Origin of the sequence: Bacillus sp. FJAT-14266, from assembly GCF_001719225.1 — a bacterium.
GTDB classification, from domain to species: domain Bacteria; phylum Bacillota; class Bacilli; order Bacillales; family Bacillaceae; genus Bacillus; species Bacillus subtilis.
This window is the reverse complement of sequence record NZ_CP017072.1, coordinates 1,494,669-1,513,205: the sequence shown is the minus strand read 5'-3', so window position 1 is coordinate 1,513,205 and position 18,537 is coordinate 1,494,669. Positions and strand designations below refer to the sequence as shown.

The 18,537-nt window shown below is 44.1% G+C and carries 18 protein-coding genes, 1 tRNA gene and 1 other annotated feature; of the genes, 3 read left to right on the top strand and 16 right to left on the bottom strand.

Annotated features, from left to right (window positions below):
* Positions 1–228: 228 nt before the first annotated feature.
* From tig to ilvB, 9 genes are all read right to left on the bottom strand, one after another.
* Complete coding sequence (tig, locus tag BGM23_RS07805) at positions 229–1,503, bottom strand: trigger factor (RefSeq protein ID WP_015714466.1); 1,275 nt, start codon at positions 1,501–1,503, stop codon at positions 229–231.
* A gap of 227 nt (positions 1,504–1,730) precedes the next feature.
* The gene (gene ddcA / locus BGM23_RS07800) at positions 1,731–2,735 is read right to left on the bottom strand and encodes a DNA damage checkpoint antagonist DdcA (RefSeq protein WP_029726367.1); all 1,005 of its coding nucleotides are present in this window, start codon (positions 2,733–2,735) and stop codon (positions 1,731–1,733) included.
* A 118-nt stretch (positions 2,736–2,853) separates the two neighbouring features.
* Positions 2,854–3,453, bottom strand: a complete 600-nt coding sequence (gene leuD / locus BGM23_RS07795; RefSeq protein WP_029726368.1) for a 3-isopropylmalate dehydratase small subunit — start codon at positions 3,451–3,453, stop codon at positions 2,854–2,856.
* Positions 3,454–3,465: 12 nt separating this feature from the next.
* On the bottom strand, positions 3,466–4,884 hold the full coding sequence (gene leuC, locus BGM23_RS07790; protein ID WP_003229604.1) for a 3-isopropylmalate dehydratase large subunit: 1,419 nt from the start codon (positions 4,882–4,884) through the stop codon (positions 3,466–3,468).
* Positions 4,885–4,933: 49 nt separating this feature from the next.
* Positions 4,934–6,031 (bottom strand): 3-isopropylmalate dehydrogenase, encoded by a 1,098-nt coding sequence (gene leuB / locus BGM23_RS07785; RefSeq protein ID WP_015251530.1) that lies wholly within the window; start codon positions 6,029–6,031, stop codon positions 4,934–4,936.
* A gap of 20 nt (positions 6,032–6,051) precedes the next feature.
* Positions 6,052–7,608, bottom strand: a complete 1,557-nt coding sequence (locus BGM23_RS07780; RefSeq protein WP_009967929.1) for a 2-isopropylmalate synthase — start codon at positions 7,606–7,608, stop codon at positions 6,052–6,054.
* Positions 7,595–8,623 carry a ketol-acid reductoisomerase gene (gene ilvC, locus BGM23_RS07775; protein ID WP_003222549.1) on the bottom strand — a complete coding sequence of 343 codons (1,029 nt, stop codon included), beginning with the start codon at positions 8,621–8,623 and terminating at the stop codon, positions 7,595–7,597. The genes BGM23_RS07780 and ilvC overlap by 14 nt, the downstream gene beginning before the upstream one ends.
* 23 nt (positions 8,624–8,646) lie before the next feature.
* Positions 8,647–9,165 carry an acetolactate synthase small subunit gene (gene ilvN / locus BGM23_RS07770; protein ID WP_004399096.1) on the bottom strand — a complete coding sequence of 173 codons (519 nt, stop codon included), beginning with the start codon at positions 9,163–9,165 and terminating at the stop codon, positions 8,647–8,649.
* Positions 9,162–10,886 carry an acetolactate synthase large subunit gene (gene ilvB, locus BGM23_RS07765; RefSeq protein ID WP_029726372.1) on the bottom strand — a complete coding sequence of 575 codons (1,725 nt, stop codon included), beginning with the start codon at positions 10,884–10,886 and terminating at the stop codon, positions 9,162–9,164. The genes ilvN and ilvB overlap by 4 nt, the downstream gene beginning before the upstream one ends.
* A gap of 121 nt (positions 10,887–11,007) precedes the next feature.
* Positions 11,008–11,254, bottom strand: a binding site (T-box leader).
* Between the two features lie 447 nt (positions 11,255–11,701).
* Between ilvB and cotQ the strand changes: the two genes are divergently transcribed.
* The 3 genes from cotQ (at position 11,702) to BGM23_RS07745 (ending at position 13,660) form a co-directional block, all read left to right on the top strand.
* Complete coding sequence (gene cotQ, locus BGM23_RS07760) at positions 11,702–12,028, top strand: inner spore coat protein CotQ (protein ID WP_029726373.1); 327 nt, start codon at positions 11,702–11,704, stop codon at positions 12,026–12,028.
* Positions 12,029–12,196: 168 nt separating this feature from the next.
* Positions 12,197–12,652 carry a GNAT family N-acetyltransferase gene (locus BGM23_RS07755; protein ID WP_029726374.1) on the top strand — a complete coding sequence of 152 codons (456 nt, stop codon included), beginning with the start codon at positions 12,197–12,199 and terminating at the stop codon, positions 12,650–12,652.
* 183 nt (positions 12,653–12,835) lie between these two features.
* The gene (locus tag BGM23_RS07745) at positions 12,836–13,660 is read left to right on the top strand and encodes a YsnF/AvaK domain-containing protein (RefSeq protein WP_029726375.1); all 825 of its coding nucleotides are present in this window, start codon (positions 12,836–12,838) and stop codon (positions 13,658–13,660) included.
* Positions 13,661–13,723: 63 nt separating this feature from the next.
* Here the strand turns inward: BGM23_RS07745 and BGM23_RS07740 are convergent.
* From BGM23_RS07740 to BGM23_RS07710, 7 genes are all read right to left on the bottom strand, one after another.
* A tRNA-Arg gene (locus BGM23_RS07740) sits at positions 13,724–13,797 on the bottom strand.
* A 129-nt stretch (positions 13,798–13,926) separates the two neighbouring features.
* Positions 13,927–14,436: a metallophosphoesterase gene (locus BGM23_RS07735; RefSeq protein WP_029726376.1), complete on the bottom strand. Its 510-nt coding sequence runs from the start codon at positions 14,434–14,436 to the stop codon at positions 13,927–13,929.
* Between the two features lie 15 nt (positions 14,437–14,451).
* Positions 14,452–15,048, bottom strand: a complete 597-nt coding sequence (locus BGM23_RS07730; RefSeq protein ID WP_015251523.1) for an XTP/dITP diphosphatase — start codon at positions 15,046–15,048, stop codon at positions 14,452–14,454.
* A 12-nt stretch (positions 15,049–15,060) separates the two neighbouring features.
* Positions 15,061–15,798, bottom strand: a complete 738-nt coding sequence (rph, locus tag BGM23_RS07725) for a ribonuclease PH (protein ID WP_019712911.1) — start codon at positions 15,796–15,798, stop codon at positions 15,061–15,063.
* A gap of 110 nt (positions 15,799–15,908) precedes the next feature.
* Positions 15,909–17,009: a spore germination protein GerM gene (gene gerM, locus BGM23_RS07720; RefSeq protein ID WP_003229578.1), complete on the bottom strand. Its 1,101-nt coding sequence runs from the start codon at positions 17,007–17,009 to the stop codon at positions 15,909–15,911.
* 114 nt (positions 17,010–17,123) lie between these two features.
* On the bottom strand, positions 17,124–17,942 hold the full coding sequence (gene racE, locus BGM23_RS07715; protein WP_010886589.1) for a glutamate racemase: 819 nt from the start codon (positions 17,940–17,942) through the stop codon (positions 17,124–17,126).
* Between the two features lie 7 nt (positions 17,943–17,949).
* A complete protein-coding gene (locus BGM23_RS07710) occupies positions 17,950–18,390 on the bottom strand; it encodes a MarR family winged helix-turn-helix transcriptional regulator (protein ID WP_003229573.1) in 441 nt (146 codons plus the stop codon).
* Between the last annotated feature and the right edge of the window lie 147 nt (positions 18,391–18,537).

The window sequence follows — 18,537 nt, the reverse complement described above, 5'->3', positions numbered from 1 at the left end:
GAGCAAAAGAAAATGATTCTTGAAACGAACGAGTATGTATTGCATTTTACCATACTTTCCAAAAAGACGGTAACAATGTGTTTCTGACTTGCACATTCTATATGTATGACAAAAAACAGCCCTGCATTAACTATATTGCCCCAAGAAAAAGAGATAACTCATAATTGTACAAAACAAGGCACGAATGATTCGCGCCCTGTTTTATTAGTACTATTATTATGCACCATATTAACGGTTTTCTACAAGAAAATCAATTGCTTTGCGAACTTTTAAATCTTCTTTCATCGCGTCAGTAGAACCGATGGCTTGTTTAATATTTTCAACAGGCATGTTGTATGCTTCAGCCATTTTAGTAAGCTCAGCATCAACTTCCTCATCTGATACTTCAAGGTTTTCCGCTTTCGCAATCGCCTCAAGAGTCAGGTTAGATTTTACGCGTTTTTCAGCATCTTCTTTCATTTGCTCTTTAAGCGCAGCTTCATCTTGACCTGAGAATTGAGTGTAAAGCTCAAGGTTCATGCCTTGCATTTGCAGACGCTGTTCGAATTCTTTCAGCATGCGGTCAAGCTCAGTGTCGACCATTGCTTGCGGAACATCGATTTCAGCATTTTCAGAAGCTTTCAGAACAAGCTCTTCACGCAATTTAGCGTCAGCTTCGTTTTCTTTCGCTTCTTCTAAACGTTTCTTAGTTTTTTCAGTTAATTCAGCGAGTGTTTCCACTTCTTCATCGATATCTTTTGCGAATTCATCGTCAAGCTCAGGAAGCTCTTTCGCTTTGATTTCGTGAATTTTCACTTTGAACACAGCTGGTTTGCCTGCAAGATCTTCAGCGTGGTACTCCTCAGGGAATGTCACTTCAACATCCTTCTCAGCACCTGCTTCAAGGCCAACTAATTGATCTTCGAAGCCAGGGATGAATGAGCCAGATCCTACTTCAAGAGAGTAGTTTTCAGCCTTTCCGCCTTCGAATGCTTCGCCGTCAACGAATCCTTCGAAATCCAGAACAACTGTGTTTCCTTCTTCAACGGTGCCTTCTTCTTTTACAACAAGCTCAGCTTGACGCTCTTGAAGGGCTTTTAGTTCGTTTTGAACATCTTCGTCAGTTACAGTTGTGTCGTCTTTTTCAATGCCCAGGCCTTTGTATTCGCCAAGCTTCACTTCAGGTTTTACTGTTACTTTCGCAGTGAAGATTAAGCTTTCGCCTTTTTCGATTTTTTCAACGTCGATTTCAGGACGGTCTACAGGCTCGATTCCAGCTTCTTCAACCGCTTTAGGGTATTCTACAGGAAGAAGAATATCCAAAGCATCTTGGTAAAGAGCTTCTACGCCAAAGCGCTGTTCGAATAATCCGCGAGGAATTTTACCTTTACGGAATCCAGGAATTGAAACTTGTTTTACTACTTTTTTAAATGCATCATCAAGTGCTGTTTTAAACGTTTCAGCATCAACTTCAACCGTTAAAACGCCTTCGTTGCCTTCTTGTTTTTCCCATTTTACAGACATGTGTTTCCCTCCAAAAATCTATTCAGGTTGTGTCGGTCTTCCATTCTAAAGCAATCATTCGGCTTCGTCCAACAAAAACAAAGCTGCCAAAGATCAGAATCATTATGTATAGATGTTAATAATGAACTGCAAAGCCTGTCCAACCGTATTTCTTATAACCCGTTATACACAAATACAACCACTATATTATAACATAACACATAGCGCTTTCAACTATATGGCGCGATTTACAAATAAGAAATTTCTTCAATATCTTTTAACATTGTGCAAGCTTCATCGAGTTCTCTGTCGGTAAATTCATACATCATATGAAGTTCTTCGCTTTCAATTTCAATCCCGTGCATCTCGTAACCGACTTTATGAAGGGCAGCCGCCCAAAGGTCAGCCGACAGCAATTTCGGCTGGAACGGATATAAAACGTACAAATGTCTTCTCCACAATTCTTCTACTGCCGCATATAAGGTTGGATTTTCATTTCCAAGTGTCTCATCCAGCACCCTGAGAACACGGTGCAGAATCGGCGCGGCATCAGGCGGAACAATCTCAGACGGTTCAATTGTCAACGACTCGCCAAATTTACTAATGTGTACAGGCTTACTGTACTCATGCTCAGCCAACAGCATGACAATCATCGTTTTGATAATCGGATGGGCTGAGGGATCTTGGAGGATTGTTTTGAGCAATCCTGTATACTTTGCTACGTTACGGTCTTTTAAGGAATGAATGAGATTCATTTGCTCCTCAGGGCTTGCCAGCACTTTCTCGGTGTCAATTGTATCCTCATATTCTTCGGCCCAAGCCTCGTCCTCACGATCCGGATCGGTCATTTTCCGGCTGAAATCCAGCAGCTTATAAAATTGCTCGGCGCTTTCTGCCGGCAGCTGATTTTCTTCCAAAACGGCTTCAATGGTGCTTTTGACTTCCTCGTATTTTTTGAGCTGAATTAAGATGGTCATGTACACCTGCAAAACCGTAAAATAATGGCCATAACCTTCTTTGAGCATCTTCTCGCACACGCTTTTTGCCTCTTCCAGCTCGCCCAGCTCTAAAAAGCAGATGGCCATCCCTAAGTGAAGATCGGCTTCAGTATCATCATATTTCATCGCTTCTGAAAACAGTTCGAGCGCTTCTTGATACTTTTTTTCCTTTAGTGATGACATCCCTTTTTCCACAAGGCGGTCTTTCAGATGAGGAAAAGGAATAATTTTTGCGTTTTTCTTGTCATGCGTCATACCTATATTCCTTTCAGGCATTTATTTTGTTCAAGTGTATCAACACCTGTGAACAAAAACAAGAAATGAAAGGTTTCACCAGGCAAAAAAAGCCGCCGGACAAATACCGGCCGCTTTTTCAGGCTTGAAGCCAAGAGCTTCTTTGTGATTCAAATTGCTTGATTTCATCTTCCAGCAGCAGCGTTAATGAAATTTCATCATATCCGTTGATCAGCATCTCTTTCCAATGTGAATCAACTTCAAATGAAATTTGATTGCCTTCACTGTCATGAATCAGCTGCTTTTCAAGGTCAACAGTCATTTGCAATGACTTGTTTTCATACTGGCCGACAAGCTGTTTCCAATTGTCATATGGCATGCGGATCGGAAGCATGCCGTTTTTAAAGCAGTTCTGATGAAAAATATCAGCAAATGACGGCGCAATGATAATTTTAAACCCATAATCATCAAGTGCCCACGGAGCGTGTTCACGCGATGACCCGCAGCCGAAGTTTTCTCCTGCTATTAAAATGGAAGCTCCTTGATAAACAGGCTGGTTTAATTCAAATTCAGGGTTCGGTTCACCATTCGCATCATATCTCCAGTCAAAGAATGCAAAACGCCCGTAGCCTGTTCTTTCAATCCTCTTCAAAAATTGCTTAGGAATAATCTGGTCTGTATCCACATTGATCCGATTTAATACGGCCGCTTTCCCCGTATGTGATTTCAAAGGTTCCATCTCGCGCACTCCTTACACAACTGTTTTTTCCTGATAAAACTTTCTGACATCAACGAAGTGTCCGTGAATGGCAGCCATCGCAGCCATTGCCGGGCTGACGAGATGTGTTCTTGCACCTTTTCCTTGTCTGCCCTCAAAGTTGCGGTTAGAGGTTGATGCACAGCGCTCTCCCTCAGGAACAACATCATTATTCATACTCAAACACATGCTGCAGCCTGACTCTCTCCATTCAAATCCAGCTTCCAAGAAAATCTGGTCAAGCCCTTCTTTTTCAGCCTGAAGCTTCACGCTTTGGGATCCGGGCACGACGATGGCCCTTACGCTGTCAGCTACCTTTTTCCCTTTGATCATATCAGCAGCCTGTCGAAGGTCAGTCATGCGGGAATTCGTGCAGGAACCGATAAATACGTGCTCCACTTTAATGTCTTCAATTTTCTGATGAGGAGTCAGTCCCATATATTCATAAGCGCGAATCGCTTCTTTTTTATCATCTTCTGCAGAAAAGCTTTCCGGCGCAGGAACTTCAGAATCGACAGGAAGAACCATTCCCGGGTTAATGCCCCATGTCACCATAGGGGAAATTTTGTTGCCGTCAAGGACGATAGATTTATCATAAACAGCGCCCGGGTCTGTGCGCAGCGCCTTCCATTCCTCTACGGCCTTGTCAAATTCTTCGCCTTTTGGCGTATACTTGCGATTTTTGCAATATTCAAACGTCACCTCGTCAGGTGCAATCAAACCAGCTCTTGCTCCTGCTTCAATTGACATGTTACAAACAGTCATTCGTTCATCCATCGTCATATTTCTGAATACTTCCCCAGTGTATTCAATGACGTAGCCCGTGCCGAATTTCACACCGTATTTGCCGATGACAGCAAGGATGACATCCTTTGCCGTTACCCCTTTTTGCAACGTTCCATCTACGCGCACTTCAAGTGTTTTTGGGCGCTGCTGCCAAAGTGTCTGTGTGGAAAGGACATGTTCAACTTCACTCGTCCCGATTCCAAATGCAAGAGCGCCGAAAGCGCCATGTGTTGATGTATGACTGTCACCGCACACAATCGTTTTCCCTGGAAGCGTTAAGCCCAGTTCAGGGCCGACGACATGGACAATCCCTTGATCCACGCTGTGAAGATCGGCAAGGCGCACGCCAAATTCCTCACAGTTTCTTTCAAGCGCCGTTACCTGGCGTTTCGCAACTTCATCCTTTATCTCAAAACGATTGACAGTCGGGATGTTGTGGTCCATTGTCGCAAATGTGTTTTGGGGTCTTCTGACCTTTCTTCCCTTTTGTCTCAAGCCTTCAAATGCCTGAGGAGACGTCACCTCATGAATGAGGTGCAAATCAATATAGAGAAGATCCGGCTTTCCCTCACCATGTTTTACAATATGCTGATCCCAAATCTTTTCGATGATTGTTCGAGGCATCATCTTTTATTTCCTCCCTCTACCTAGAGCTAAGACCGCTTAACGTAAGCTGTCACACATTAGAAATTGTATTTTCACTCATGATTGCTGCCTTAACTTCCTCTGTAATGGCCTGAGTGCTGCTGAACTCTTCACCCCGTGCCAAGTCTCTTGTTCTTTTTCCGGAAGCCAAGACTTTGTTTACCGCATCTTCTACAGCTTTCGCTTCCTCTTCAAGCCCGAAAGATGTTCTCAAAAGCATTGCCGCTGACAATATGGCTGCGAACGGATTTGCCATCCCTTTACCAGCAATATCAGGCGCGGAGCCATGAACAGGTTCAAACAGATGAAGACCAGAGCTTGATAGGCTGGCTGACGGGAGCATTCCGAGCGAGCCTGTAAGCATGGACGCTTCATCGCTTAAAATATCACCGAACATATTTTCAGTCACCACGACATCAAATTGATTCGGTGCATAAATTAGCTGCATGGCCGCGTTATCCACAAGCATGTGCTCAAGCTTCACATCAGGAAACTCTTGTGCAACGTCCTCAGCCACTTCACGCCACAGCCGGCTTGATTCAAGAACATTCGCTTTATCTACAGAGGTCACTTTGCCTTTTCTGGCTGCCGCCATTTTGAAGCCCTCTCTGATCACTCGTTCAATTTCCGTTCGCTTATAAAACAGTGTATCTACTGCTTCCTGCTCACCTTCAGTGTTTACATAACGTTTGCTCGGCTGGCCGAAATACAAGCCGCCTGTGAGCTCACGAACGATAACGAAATCAACATTATCTATATATTCTTTTTTCAAAGGCGAAGCGTCAGAAAGGCTTTCAAATACCTTCACAGGCCGCAAATTCGCAAACAAATCAAGCTGTTTTCTGATGCTGAGCAGCCCTTTTTCCGGTCTCAGTTCCGAAGGATTTTGATCCCATTTCGGTCCGCCGACAGCACCAAGCAATATCGCGTCTGCATTTTTACAAGCAGCAACGGTTTCCTCCGGGAGGGGGTTATGATGTTCATCAATAGCCGCCCCTCCAATCAGGCCATATTCAAATTCAAATTCATGGTTAAAGCGTTCGGCAACACTTTTCAGTACGTCTGTCGCTGATTCTAATACTTCAGGGCCGATCCCGTCTCCGGGCAATAGAGCAATACGTTTCTTCAAGTTAACCGTTCTCCTTTCTTTTATGATCCGACAGCTGTGTGGTTTTTCAATCCGCTCATATTCGACTGGAAAACCAATTGACGGTTTACTGCGTTCAAATAGGCTTTCGCTGATGCTTCTAATACGTCTTGCGCTATGCCCCGCCCTGCTGATTCTTTTCCGTTCACCAAAACTCTTACATACACCTGGGCAAATGCATCTTCGCCTTTTCTATTAGACTGAATGCGGTAGTCTAAGAGCTCCACATCCTTATCGATGCAGCGCTCAAGCGTATTGTAGATTGCTTCCACGCTTCCAGCTCCAGTTGCAGCTTCCTGAATAAGCTGTGCGTTTTCTTGATTTTTCAAAGATAGAGTAGCCGTAGGGACCTGACTTGTTCCGTAATGTACTTGCAGAGAAAGAAATTCATACCCAATCTTGCGATCTGTTACTTTTTCTTCTAAAATAAGAGAAACAAGATCCTCATCAGTGATTTCTTTTTTCTTCTCAGTCAACTCTTTGAACATCGTAAAGAATTTATTAATCTCTTCACTGTCAAATTGGAATCCTAAAGCAGTCAGCCGGTCTTTAAATGCGTGGCGTCCGGAATGTTTACCTAGGACAAGCGCATCTGCGGTTACGCCGACAAGCTCCGGTGAAATAATTTCATAAGTCGATTTTTCCTTTAAAAAGCCGTCCTGATGGATGCCTGATTCATGAGCAAATGCATTATCTCCAACAACCGCTTTGTTGCGCGGGACAGCCATGCCTGTCAGTTTGCTTACTAAATCACTTGTTCTCTTAATCTCGTTCAGCGTAATACCTGTTTCGACTTGGTAGAAATCTTTTCTGGTATGGAGGGCTACGGCAATTTCCTCTAATGCCGCGTTTCCGGCTCTTTCACCGATCCCGTTCACAGCGCATTCGATTTGATCAGCGCCATTTTCAATCGCAGCAAGAGAGTTTGCGACTGCCATTCCCAAATCATCATGACAGTGGGCTGAAAGCTTTGCTTTGTGAATGTTCGGAACGTTTTCTTTCATATATTTAAAGATATTTCCGTATTCCGCCGGGGCCAGGTAGCCGACAGTGTCCGGAAGATTGATAACACTGGCGCCTGCGTCAATCACTTTCTCGACGATTTCTGCTAGAAACGGCAGTTCAGTGCGGCAGGCATCTTCAGCTGACCATTGCACAATCGGAAAACGTTCTTTTGCGTATTTCACCATTCCAACTGCTCTTTCAATGACTTGTTCACGTGTCATTTTCAGCTTGTGCTTCAAATGAATGTCCGATGTGGCGATAAATACATGAATTCTTGGTTGAGCGCCATCCTTTAACGCTTCCCAAGCAGCATCAATATCACCTTTTACACAACGGGCCAGACCAGTTACTGAACAATTTTTAATGGTTCTTGCGATTTCCTGAACAGCTAAAAAGTCACCTCGGGACGAAGCGGGAAATCCCGCTTCAATGATGTCTGCCCCGAGTCTTTCGAGCTGCTTAGCTATGGCAAGTTTCTCCTGTGTATTCAAGTTCACTCCAGGGGACTGTTCACCATCACGAAGCGTCGTATCGAAAAAATTAATTTTGCGCAACGGAGACCACCGCTTCCTTCTTCTTGCCTTGTTTCACAAACGGCATCATTTCACGAAGCTTTCTTCCCACTACTTCGATTTGATGTTCGTTCTCGCTTGCATTGATAGCGTTGAAACGAGGACGGTTTACTTGGTTTTCGACGATCCACTCTTTTGCGAATGTACCGTTTTGGATATCTTTTAATACTTCTTTCATAGATTCTTTTACTTTAGCGTCCACAACGCGAGGGCCTGATACGAAATCTCCCCACTGTGCTGTGTCAGAGATTGAATATCTCATTCCTGCAAGTCCTTCTTCGTACATAAGGTCTACGATTAATTTCAGCTCATGAAGACACTCGAAGTATGCAAGTTCAGGCTGATAACCTGCTTCAGTTAAGGTTTCAAATCCGGCTTTGACAAGCGCGCTTAATCCGCCGCAAAGAACTGCTTGCTCACCGAACAAATCTGTTTCTGTTTCTTCTTTAAATGTCGTTTCTAATACGCCCGCTCTTGCGCCGCCGATTCCTTTAGCATAAGCGAGGGCTTTGTCTCTTGCTTCTCCAGTCACATCTTGATAGATTGCGAACAATGCAGGTACGCCAGCTCCTTGCTCATATGTTCTTCTTACCAAGTGTCCCGGGCCTTTAGGGGCCACTAAGAATACATCTACATCCGCTGGAGGAACAATTTGATGGAAATGCACGTTAAATCCATGAGCGAATACTAATGATTTTCCTGCTGTCAATTCATCTTTGATTTCAGCTTCGTAGACTTTTTGCTGCTGCTCATCCGGAAGCAGAACCATGATGATTTCGGCTTGGGCTGCCGCTTCTTTTACTGAAAATACTTTATGTCCGTCTTCTTGGGCTTGAGTGAAAGATTTTCCTTGTCTAACACCGACGATCACGTCTACTCCGCTTTCTTTAAGGTTCAGGGCATGTGCGTGGCCTTGCGAACCGTACCCGATAACCGCTACTGTTTTTCCAGCCAATACGTTCTCTTTGATATCACCGTTATAATATACTTTTACCATTTTAATCTCTCCCTTGTTATGTTTTATACAATAGATATTGTTTTATTGGATGACGCCTTTTGCTGGGTTCCCCTCGCAAAAGCCGTTGTACCTGTTCTCGCGATTTCTTTAATGCCATAAGGTTTTAATAACTCAATAAGCGCTTCAATTTTGTTAGATTCACCCGTCACCTGAACAACGATGCTGTCTCTGCTGACATCAACGACAGAGGCTCTAAACGGTTCTATGATTCCATTAATCTCTGTTCTCGTTGAAGGTGCGGAGACAACCTTGATTAAGGCCAGCTCCCTCTGGACAATCGATTGATTTGTGATGTCTGTGACTTTCAGCACATCAATCTGTTTGTTGAGCTGTTTCGTTAACTGTTCAACATCATTTTCTCCTTCAACGTGAACGACGAAGGTGATTCTGGAAACGCCGGCTGTTTCTGTGTGTCCAACTGTAATGCTTTCAATGTTGTAATGCCTTTTTGTGAATAGACCGGTGATCCGGTTTAACACCCCGGAGCGGTTCACCACAGTCAATGTGATAATTCTTTTCAAGGTTTCACCCCCACCATTTCATGCAGCCCTTTCCCCGGAGCCACCATCGGGAATACTTTTTCTTCGCTGGCAACCCGCACGTCAATGACAACAGGTTCTCTTGATGTTAATGCCTCTTCCAGCTTTTCCTTTGCTTCCGCTTCTGATGAAATTCTGATGCCTTTAATGCCGTATGCTTCGGACAATTTGACGAAGTCAGGCTGAGAAGCGAATTTAGATTCTGAATAACGTTCTTCATAGAAAATTTCCTGCCACTGTCTGACCATTCCGAGACAAGCGTTATTTAAAATCACTACCTTGACCGGAAGATTTAATTCGCGAATAACATCGAGTTCTTGAAGCGTCATTTGGAATCCGCCGTCTCCGACAACCGCGACAACAGTAGCATCTTTTTCGGCCAGCTGTGCGCCGATCGCCGCCGGAAGACCGAATCCCATCGTTCCAAGTCCGCCTGACGTGACCCATTTATCTGCTTTTTGGAACGGATAAAATTGCGCTGACCACATTTGATGCTGGCCTACATCCGTTGCGACAATGGCCTCTCCTTTTGTAAATTGATGAATATATTCAATCAATTTCTGAGGTTTAAAACCTTCTTCTTCATTATCTACATACCAGAGCGGATACTCTTCTTTCCATTCGGCGAGCTGTTTTTTCCATTCGCTTGAATCGCTTTGTTTGCCGTCTTGTTTGATCAGCTCCTGCAGGACAATTTTGCTGTCTCCGACTACAGGAATCTGTGTTTTCATGATTTTTCCGATTTCAGCTGGATCAATATCGATGTGAGCAATCTTTGCGTTTCTGGCAAAGTGTTTCAGGTTTCCTGTGACACGGTCATCAAAACGGGCGCCGATACTGATTAATAGATCACATTCATGAAGGGCCATATTGGCTGTATAAGTACCGTGCATTCCCGCCATCCCCAGGAAAAGCGGATGGTCAGCCGGGAAGCCTCCGAGCCCCAAAAGGGTGTGTACCACAGGGATTTGCTGCTGTTCAGCATAATTTTTTAATTCTTCTGACGCTTTTCCGTGCAGTACGCCCGCACCCGCCAGGATCACCGGTTTTTTCGCACTGCTCACGGCTTCCACAAGCTTGCGGATCTGCAAATAATTCGGCTCTGTTGTCGGCTGGTATCCCGGGAGATTCATCTCATGATCGTAGCTGAATTCTCCTTCAATTGTTGCTACATCTTTCGGAATATCAATCAATACAGGTCCGGGTCTTCCAGTTGTTGCAATATGGAACGCTTCTTTAATGATGCGCGGCAGATCTTCCGGCTGGCGAACCTGGTAGCTGTGTTTTGTTACTGGCATCGTAATCCCTAAAATGTCTGCTTCCTGAAATGCATCGCTCCCGATTACAGAGGTTGCTACCTGCCCTGTAAAGACGACTAACGGCAATGAATCAATCATGGCATCAGCAAGGCCTGTAACAAGGTTTGTCGCTCCCGGCCCTGACGTGGCAATGACGACACCCGGTTTTCCGGAGACCCTTGCGTATCCCTCCGCTGCATGAATTGCTCCTTGTTCGTGACGGGGAAGGATATGTACCAACCCTGAATTGTATAGCTTATCGTAAATCGGAAGCACAGCCCCGCCCGGATAACCGAAGATCATTTCTACTTTCTCTTTTTTTAATGATTCAATCAGCATTAATGCTCCGCTCATCGTCTGTGTACATTCGGCAGATGCTGAATCCACCTGTACATTAGTCCCCATTTTAGTTCCTCCTTTTGGATTTTCATCCTTTAAAGATCATCTTTTCATTAGCTATATAGCTGATTATTCAATAAAAAAAGCCCTTCCGCCCACAATCAGCCGCGCAGTAACTGCGATAGCTAAAAGGGGCGAAAAGGCTTTTCTTTCCGCGGTACCACCCTTGTTTACGGCCTGTTAATCGGCCGTCTCATGGATATTTCTATCCGCTTTAGTAACGAGTGAATCAAGTTCACCCGGCCAAGTCCTACTGTCATTTCAGACTGGCACTCTGAGGCGAGTTCACCTTGTAAAGCTTCGCCGGTTCTCAGCTAACCCGGTTCTCTGTGGAAAGCTTTTTCAAGGCTACTTATCCTCATCTGCGCTTTTCATATTCAGCCTTCGGAACGGCTTTCCAGCTGTTCAAGAAGGTCGTTTGTTTTTCACTTTTTTAGAATCATACTGCGATGATTTTCGCTTGTGAAGCTTGCGTTTATCTTTTGTTGAACTCATATTACGCCGCTTTGGACGCAGTGTCAACAGCATTTTTTAAAATTATTAGACAATTTCGATTAATCAAACTATATTGTATACGCTTTCATTATTGATACAAAAGGAATTGCAAATGTTAAAAGTTTTTATAATTTTTTTATTAATCTATCAAGAATACACCAGAATTATTTAATTTTATATAAACATGTAAGATTTTATAACGCGATATGGTTCGTATATGGATTGAGTCTGACAGATCATCTTGCAATCCATTTCAATTTCGGATAGGCACTTCTCTTGTTCCCTCGGCATACATTAATGATATCTTGCAAAGAAAAGGTGATACGATGAATAAATCATTAGCAGACATGCAAGGATTCCCTGCAGGCTTCCCGAGCTTTCCGCAGCAGTACTATCCTGCTACCCCTGCCTTCTACCAGCAAAGCCAGCAGCCATTTGGAGGCTACGGATACGGACAGCCGTTCAGCCAGGCATACAGCCCGTTAACCACTCCCTCTGGAATGTACTCCTCATTCCCATACGCTTCAGGATTTTACGGACAGCAATTTTCAGGTGCAGGCTTTAGCGGCCATGGCGGCAGCTTAAGTGCTCCAGCGATACATGCCGGCGGATTCAGCGGGGCGCCAGGCGTACACGGAGGCTTTAGATATTAAAGAAGACCACAAGGGCCGAACATCTATTGCGGTCCTTTTATTGTTTTAAAACGACTTCACAAATACAGTCACATTTTCTGTCTTTATATTTGGAAACAGGATGGAATATGATTAAGATGAATTGAACGATATTCTGCACAACCCGTAAGTTTTCGAGGAGGAATAAAATTGCATATAAAAATAGACGATTTAACTGGACGTCAGGTGGTCTCACTTGTGAATGAGCATTTACATAGCATGACGCTTATGTCCCCGCCGGAAAGCATCCATGCCTTAGGTTTAGAGAAACTAAGAGGGCCTGGAATAACATTTTGGAGTGCATGGGAAGGTGATGAACTAGCCGGTTGCGGAGCGCTAAAAGAACTGGACACCCGGCATGGAGAAATCAAATCAATGCGAACATCTGTATCACATTTAAGAAAAGGCGTTGCCAAACAAGTTCTCCAGCACATCATTGAAGAAGCTGAGAAGCGAGGCTATGAGCGGTTAAGCTTAGAAACGGGTTCAAAGGCTTCATTTGAACCGGCAAGAAAATTGTATGAAAGCTTCGATTTTCAGTACTGTGAACCGTTTGCAGACTATGTTGAAGATCCAAACAGTGTGTTTATGACGAAGGAATTGTGAGACGGCTTTATAAGGATAGATAAGTGCAGGGGAAGGTCTGTCTTATCTATCTTTTTTTATTTTCACACATTTTTCACCTTTATGATACACGCCAATGTTTTCAATTTTGTTTAATTCAAAGAACAGCGGGAATTACAAACGACATGAACGATATCATGCAAATTCATAAAGGAGGAGATTGATATGAAAAGCATAGTTGGTGTATACGAAACTCCGCAGGAAACCATCGCAGCGATTGAAGGCTTACTCACAAAAGGCTATGATTCTGATGACATTTCTGTTGTGACAAGCCGGCGAGATACAGATTATTTGGAGTCACGTACAGGAACAGAAGTCAATCAAGCCATCGATGCACATCAGGACGAATCTGAATCTTTTTTCGATAAACTGAAAGATTATTTCACAATGGATGATACTTCTACACACAGCAAAGCATTATCCGACTTGGATATTAAAACTGATGAAATAGACAAGTATCAAGAAGATTTGGATGACGGAAAACTTCTGGTAGCCGTCGATACAGATGCAGATGTAAATGCTCCTCTTGATAACGGCAATGCCCTTTCAGGCGGCTTTTCAAGCACAAATGAAATGGCGGATTATACAACGAAAGAAGAAAAAACGATGCCGCTCCGGGAAGAACAGCTGAAAGTCGATAAAGAAGACGTTCAAACCGGTGAAGTAGAGATAGGAAAAGAAGTAAAAACAGAAAAAAGAGAGATGGATATCCCGGTGAGACATGATGAAATTTATGTCGAACGCCGGCCAGTGGATGAAAATAAAGCGGATGCTTCTCCCGTCAACGATTCGGAAGAGATCAGAGTGCCAATCGTTGAGGAAAAGCTGGAAGTGACTAAAAAACCGGTTGTCACTGATGAAGTGGTTGTCGGTAAACGCACTGTTGAAGAAAATGAACATATTTCTGAAACTGTGAAAAAAGAAGAACCTCGTCTGAATAAAGACGGAAAAGTTGACGGCTTGGATGATGATCCGTTAAATAACAAATGAAAATCATAGACCGACAACAAAAAACCTCAAATCCTAAATGGATTTGAGGTTTTTCTTTTGGTACGTCCCAGGAGAGATTCGAACTCCCGACCGACGGCTTAGAAGGCCGTTGCTCTATCCAGCTGAGCTACTGGGACACGTTTTATTTTTTGTTTTTCGCTTTAACTATCAGCGACAAGATTTATTATATATGGGATGCAACAATAAGTCAACGGTTTTTTAGAATTTTTTTCATGAGGAAGAAAATTTTCTTCCTCATGACATTTTCATAGTGTGACTCGATTTTGCAGATCCTCAATTTCATTGCCTGCTTGGTCGTAAAAATGGACTGTCGCAGCATCATTTTCTAATGTCAGTATAGCATAGCTTTCTGTCCTGCGCACCCTCGGAAGCCGGATGCTGCCTGGGTTAATCATCAGCTTGCCCCGCAGCACTTCGCTTCCCGCGATGTGCGAATGCCCGAAGCAGATAATATCCGCTCCGAGCTCCTCTGCACGATAGTATACGTTTAACAAGGTCTGTTTTATACCGTGAAGGTGGCCGTGTGTGACCAGTATTTTTCTTGAACCGGCAGTCAGTAGAAGCTCGTCCTTAAAATCGCCGGCAAAATCGCAATTGCCTTTTACAACCGCATAAGGCTCCAATGCAGGATGCCTCGTTTCAAGCTCAGAGTCCCCGCAATGAATCATGAGATCAACTTCTGCCTCATGCCGTTTCGCAATGGTTTGGAGTTCTTCTTCAAGCCCATGGCTGTCACTGATAATCAGCACGTTCATGTACAAGCTTCCTCCTTATGCCTCCAAAAGCTTAGATAGCTTTTTAAGCGCGTCAGCCCTATGGCTGATTTTATTTTTTTCATCACTTGTCAGTTCAGCCATTGTCTTATCTTTATCTTTCACGATAAAGATTGGGTCATAGCCAAAGCCATATTCTCCTCTCGGTTCTTCGGCAATATACCCTTCAACATGGCCTTCGACTGTTTTTGTTTCCTCACCGGGAATACTCACGGCCAGTGCGCAGCGGAAACGGGCGGTGCGCTGTTCTTTTTCGATACCTTTCAGCTCGCTGAGCACTTTTTCGATATTTGCCTGGTCGTCTTTCTGTTCCCCTGCATAGCGGGCTGAATAAACACCGGGTCTGCCGCCAAGATTATCGATGGATAGACCGGAGTCGTCCGCAATCACCATTTTGTTCACTGCTTTGGCAACAGCTTCCGCTTTCAGAATGGCATTTTCTTCAAATGTATGGCCTGTTTCTTCAATTTCTTCTGTGAATCCAATTTCAGCTAAAGATTTGACATCATAGCCTCTTGGCTCAAGAATTTCTTTGAATTCCTTCACTTTTCCCGGATTATGTGTCGCAATAATTGCTTCTTTCATGATGATCAAGCCTTTCTGTCTTTATTTCAGTTCTGGCAGAGAATCACCCAGCACTTCTTTTTGCTTGTCAATCAGCTCTTGGATTCCTTTTTCCGCAAGACCCAGAAGACCGTTCAGATCCTCTCTAGAAAAAGTCGCCTCTTCCCCGGTTCCCTGCAGTTCCACAAAACGGCCGCTGCCTGTCATGATGACATTCATGTCAACTTCAGCAGAGGAATCTTCTTCATAATTTAAATCTAACAAAATTCCCTGTTCCTTATCAATTCCAACAGAGATCGCAGCAAGAAAATCAGTGATCGGATTTGTCTTGATTGTTCCTGCTTTGATCATCTTGCCAATCGCAATCGCCATAGCAAGAAATGCGCCTGTAATGGAAGCTGTTCTAGTTCCTCCATCAGCTTGAATGACATCACAGTCAATCCAAATCGTCCGTTCACCGAGCTTTTCCAGATCTACAACAGCTCGAAGCGCGCGGCCGATCAGGCGTTGGATCTCCATTGTTCTGCCGGAAATTTTCCCCTTAGAAGATTCTCTGATTGTTCTTTGGTTTGTTGCCCGCGGCAGCATGCTGTACTCTGCTGTAATCCAGCCTTTCCCTCCGCCCCGCAAAAACGGCGGTACGCGGTCCTCAACAGACGCGTTGCAGATTACCTTAGTATTTCCCGATGTTATTAGAACAGAACCTTCCGGATGGCTAATAAAATCCAGATCGAATGTGATTGGACGCAGCTCATCGTGTTGTCTTCCGTCATGTCTCATGTTTTACCTCCGATTGTATGTACATAAACCATTTTTGTCCCGGAATTGAATAAAGAAAGAGGCAGCCGGAACGCTAACCTCTTTCTTTCTAGTATATCAAAAATCCCAATTTAAAAACTACCCGTATTCACTTGAGATGGTCTGGAGACCGGTTCTGTGAGCTTTTCGCCTTTTTCATTTACCAGCTCTGATTTTCCGTTCACTTTAACAGAGACGCTTTTTACATCCGGCTGCTCCGTTAACGTCAGCACAATGCTGTTCAGCACTTCTGAAGAAATCATTTTCGTCTTCTCATCGGCGCTGCCGAATATAGATTGATTGAAATCCAACGTCACGCGCCCGTCTTTGATTTTCGGTTTGCTGACCAGCTTTACATCTTCACTGAAGTCTGTTAACAGCCCGCTCACCTTGCTCGGCCCTTTAGCCAATTCATTAATGGCTGCTGTGATGTCGTCTTTTTCCGAATTGTCGATTCGTTTGGTCACCGGCACGTAGTATTCACTGTCTTCATTTTCCGCCAAATAGTAGACTGTCAGCGGATGGGTAGCAGTGAGATCATTTACACCGGCTGTTTCCAAATTAATGCCGTCTTTGCGGCTTAAATCATCTGAGATCGGCGTCCCTCCTACAGGCATCTCCTTCAGTTCATGCCCGTTTATTCTCAGCTTCACTTTATCTATCGAACTAAATTGCGTCAGCGTCCACGTCACAGATTGAACGATTTTCTGTTCGTCTTCTTTCTTATAATTTTTGAACTCATTAGAGAAATCAGCTATCGCCGTTCCATCTTTTTTGATGTCAACGTTAACGGTGGTGTCAGCCGGCAATACAGCTCTGAAGCCATTCGGAAGAATTTCAGACACAGGCCCGCCCTGTACGAGGTATTCAAGCGCCTGCTTAGCCGTGCTCTCACTTTTAGGAAGAGGCAGCGTTTGCGCAACAACATACCCGTTTTTATCAATGAGATAAAGCTCCCTCATAACAGTAGATGAGGCTTGATCCGCTTTTGCGGTATCGCTTTTTTCACTTTCTGTTTTTTTGGCTGCTGTTGTATTTGAATTGGCACCCGCTTCATCGTTCACGAATGTAACGTCTTGAGGCGGATCAATTTCCTCGGCTGCCTTATCAGATTGAAACAAACCGCATCCGGATAAAAGCAAGGCAGAGGTGAGACAAGTGGCACCAATGACTGCAGGTCCTTTTTTCAGCATACTTTTCCCTCCTAAGGATGTTTGTACTATTATGTATACGAGCCTCTTTAGGAAATAGACCGAAGAATTCCGGCAAAACAGAAAAAAACCCGCAACATACCGTTGCGGGGAAAACTATCTTTTAATCGGTTCTTGCAGTGAGATACATTCCACATGCCCGACTTCATGGCCAAACCAATCGTCTGCGATTTTTGCAAACTGATCACGCGCCCCTGTTGTCAGGAACTGATGATCCGGGGCAATCGGAGACTGGTTCAGCAGCCCTTTATAAGAGAGAATTGTGCTGACTTCCCGGGCTGTTTCATCGCCGGACGAAATAATGTTTACGTGCTCTCCCATATATCTTTGAATGGCTTCTTTTAAAATAGGGTAATGGGTGCAGCCTAAAATCAGCGAATCAATTGATGTGTCTTTTAACGGATACAGCGAGGTTTTAACAATCTCGTCTGCTGTTTTGTCGAGAAACTTCCCGCTTTCCACAAAAGGCACAAGCAGCGGGCAGGCAAGGTTTTCAACCTTCAAATCAGGGTTTAATGCCAAAAGCGCTTCTTCGTATGCATTGCTCTTAATCGTATTCTCTGTGCCGATGACACCGATATGCTGATTATCCGTCACTTTTATCGCTGCTCTCGCACCAGGCTGGATGACTCCGACCACCGGTATACCGACGCTGCGCTGGATGTCATCCAAAGCGATCGCTGTTGCTGTATTACAGGCGATCACGAGCATTTTGATGTGGTGGTTTTCGAGTAAATAATTCGTCAGCTCCCACGTATATTGAAGCACCTCTTCTTCAGGGCGCGGCCCGTAAGGACACCGTTTCGTATCCCCGACGTAGATAATATTTTCTTTAGGTAGCTGTCTCATGATTTCCTTCGCAACGGTTAAACCGCCAACCCCGGAATCAATGACTCCTATTGGTTGTTCCAACAAAATCGCCTCATTTTCTCTTCATTTCATGCTGCAGTTTCATCAAAGATTTTTCGAAGATGGCTATTTCTTCATCTGTAAACGATTCGAACATATCACGCAGATATTCCTGTCTTTTTGTAATGACCTCTTGGATAATCCGTTCTCCTTCAGGCAGCAGATGTATCCTGACAACACGTCTGTCCGCCGGGTCCTTGACCCGCTCAACAAGCTCATTTTTTTGCATGCGGTCGATTAAGTCCGTTGTCGTGCTGCATGCCAGATACATTTTGCCCGATAATTCACCGATTGTCATATCTCCTAATTCATAAAGCCATTGCAAGCCGACAAATTGCGGCGGCGTAATCGCATATTGGTTAAGGATTTCTCGTCCTTTTTGCTTAATGATCGCGGCAATGTGGCGGAGTGACTTTTCAATATCCGCAACATGCTCCAAAGGTTTTGATGTCATTTGTCCATCCCTCACTCAAGGATCTCTTACGCACAAAAGCGTTCCGTGTCTATTTTCCTTCTTTTTTGAAGAAAATGCAAGACTCGCAGGAGAGAAATAGAGGACTTTAGTCAAACAACATCAAGAAATAAAATTTAATTTATGACT

Coding starts and splice junctions, on each gene's coding strand:
- tig (WP_015714466.1), bottom strand. CDS start 1,503: ATGTCTGTAAAATGGGAAAAACAAGAAGGCAACGAAGGCGTTTTAACG.
- ddcA (WP_029726367.1), bottom strand. CDS start 2,735: ATGACGCATGACAAGAAAAACGCAAAAATTATTCCTTTTCCTCATCTG.
- leuD (WP_029726368.1), bottom strand. CDS start 3,453: ATGGAACCTTTGAAATCACATACGGGGAAAGCGGCCGTATTAAATCGG.
- leuC (WP_003229604.1), bottom strand. CDS start 4,884: ATGATGCCTCGAACAATCATCGAAAAGATTTGGGATCAGCATATTGTA.
- ilvC (WP_003222549.1), bottom strand. CDS start 8,623: ATGGTAAAAGTATATTATAACGGTGATATCAAAGAGAACGTATTGGCT.
- ilvB (WP_029726372.1), bottom strand. CDS start 10,886: ATGGGGACTAATGTACAGGTGGATTCAGCATCTGCCGAATGTACACAG.
- cotQ (WP_029726373.1), top strand. CDS start 11,702: ATGAATAAATCATTAGCAGACATGCAAGGATTCCCTGCAGGCTTCCCG.
- BGM23_RS07745 (WP_029726375.1), top strand. CDS start 12,836: ATGAAAAGCATAGTTGGTGTATACGAAACTCCGCAGGAAACCATCGCA.
- BGM23_RS07735 (WP_029726376.1), bottom strand. CDS start 14,436: ATGAACGTGCTGATTATCAGTGACAGCCATGGGCTTGAAGAAGAACTC.
- rph (WP_019712911.1), bottom strand. CDS start 15,798: ATGAGACATGACGGAAGACAACACGATGAGCTGCGTCCAATCACATTC.
- gerM (WP_003229578.1), bottom strand. CDS start 17,009: ATGCTGAAAAAAGGACCTGCAGTCATTGGTGCCACTTGTCTCACCTCT.
- BGM23_RS07710 (WP_003229573.1), bottom strand. CDS start 18,390: ATGACATCAAAACCTTTGGAGCATGTTGCGGATATTGAAAAGTCACTC.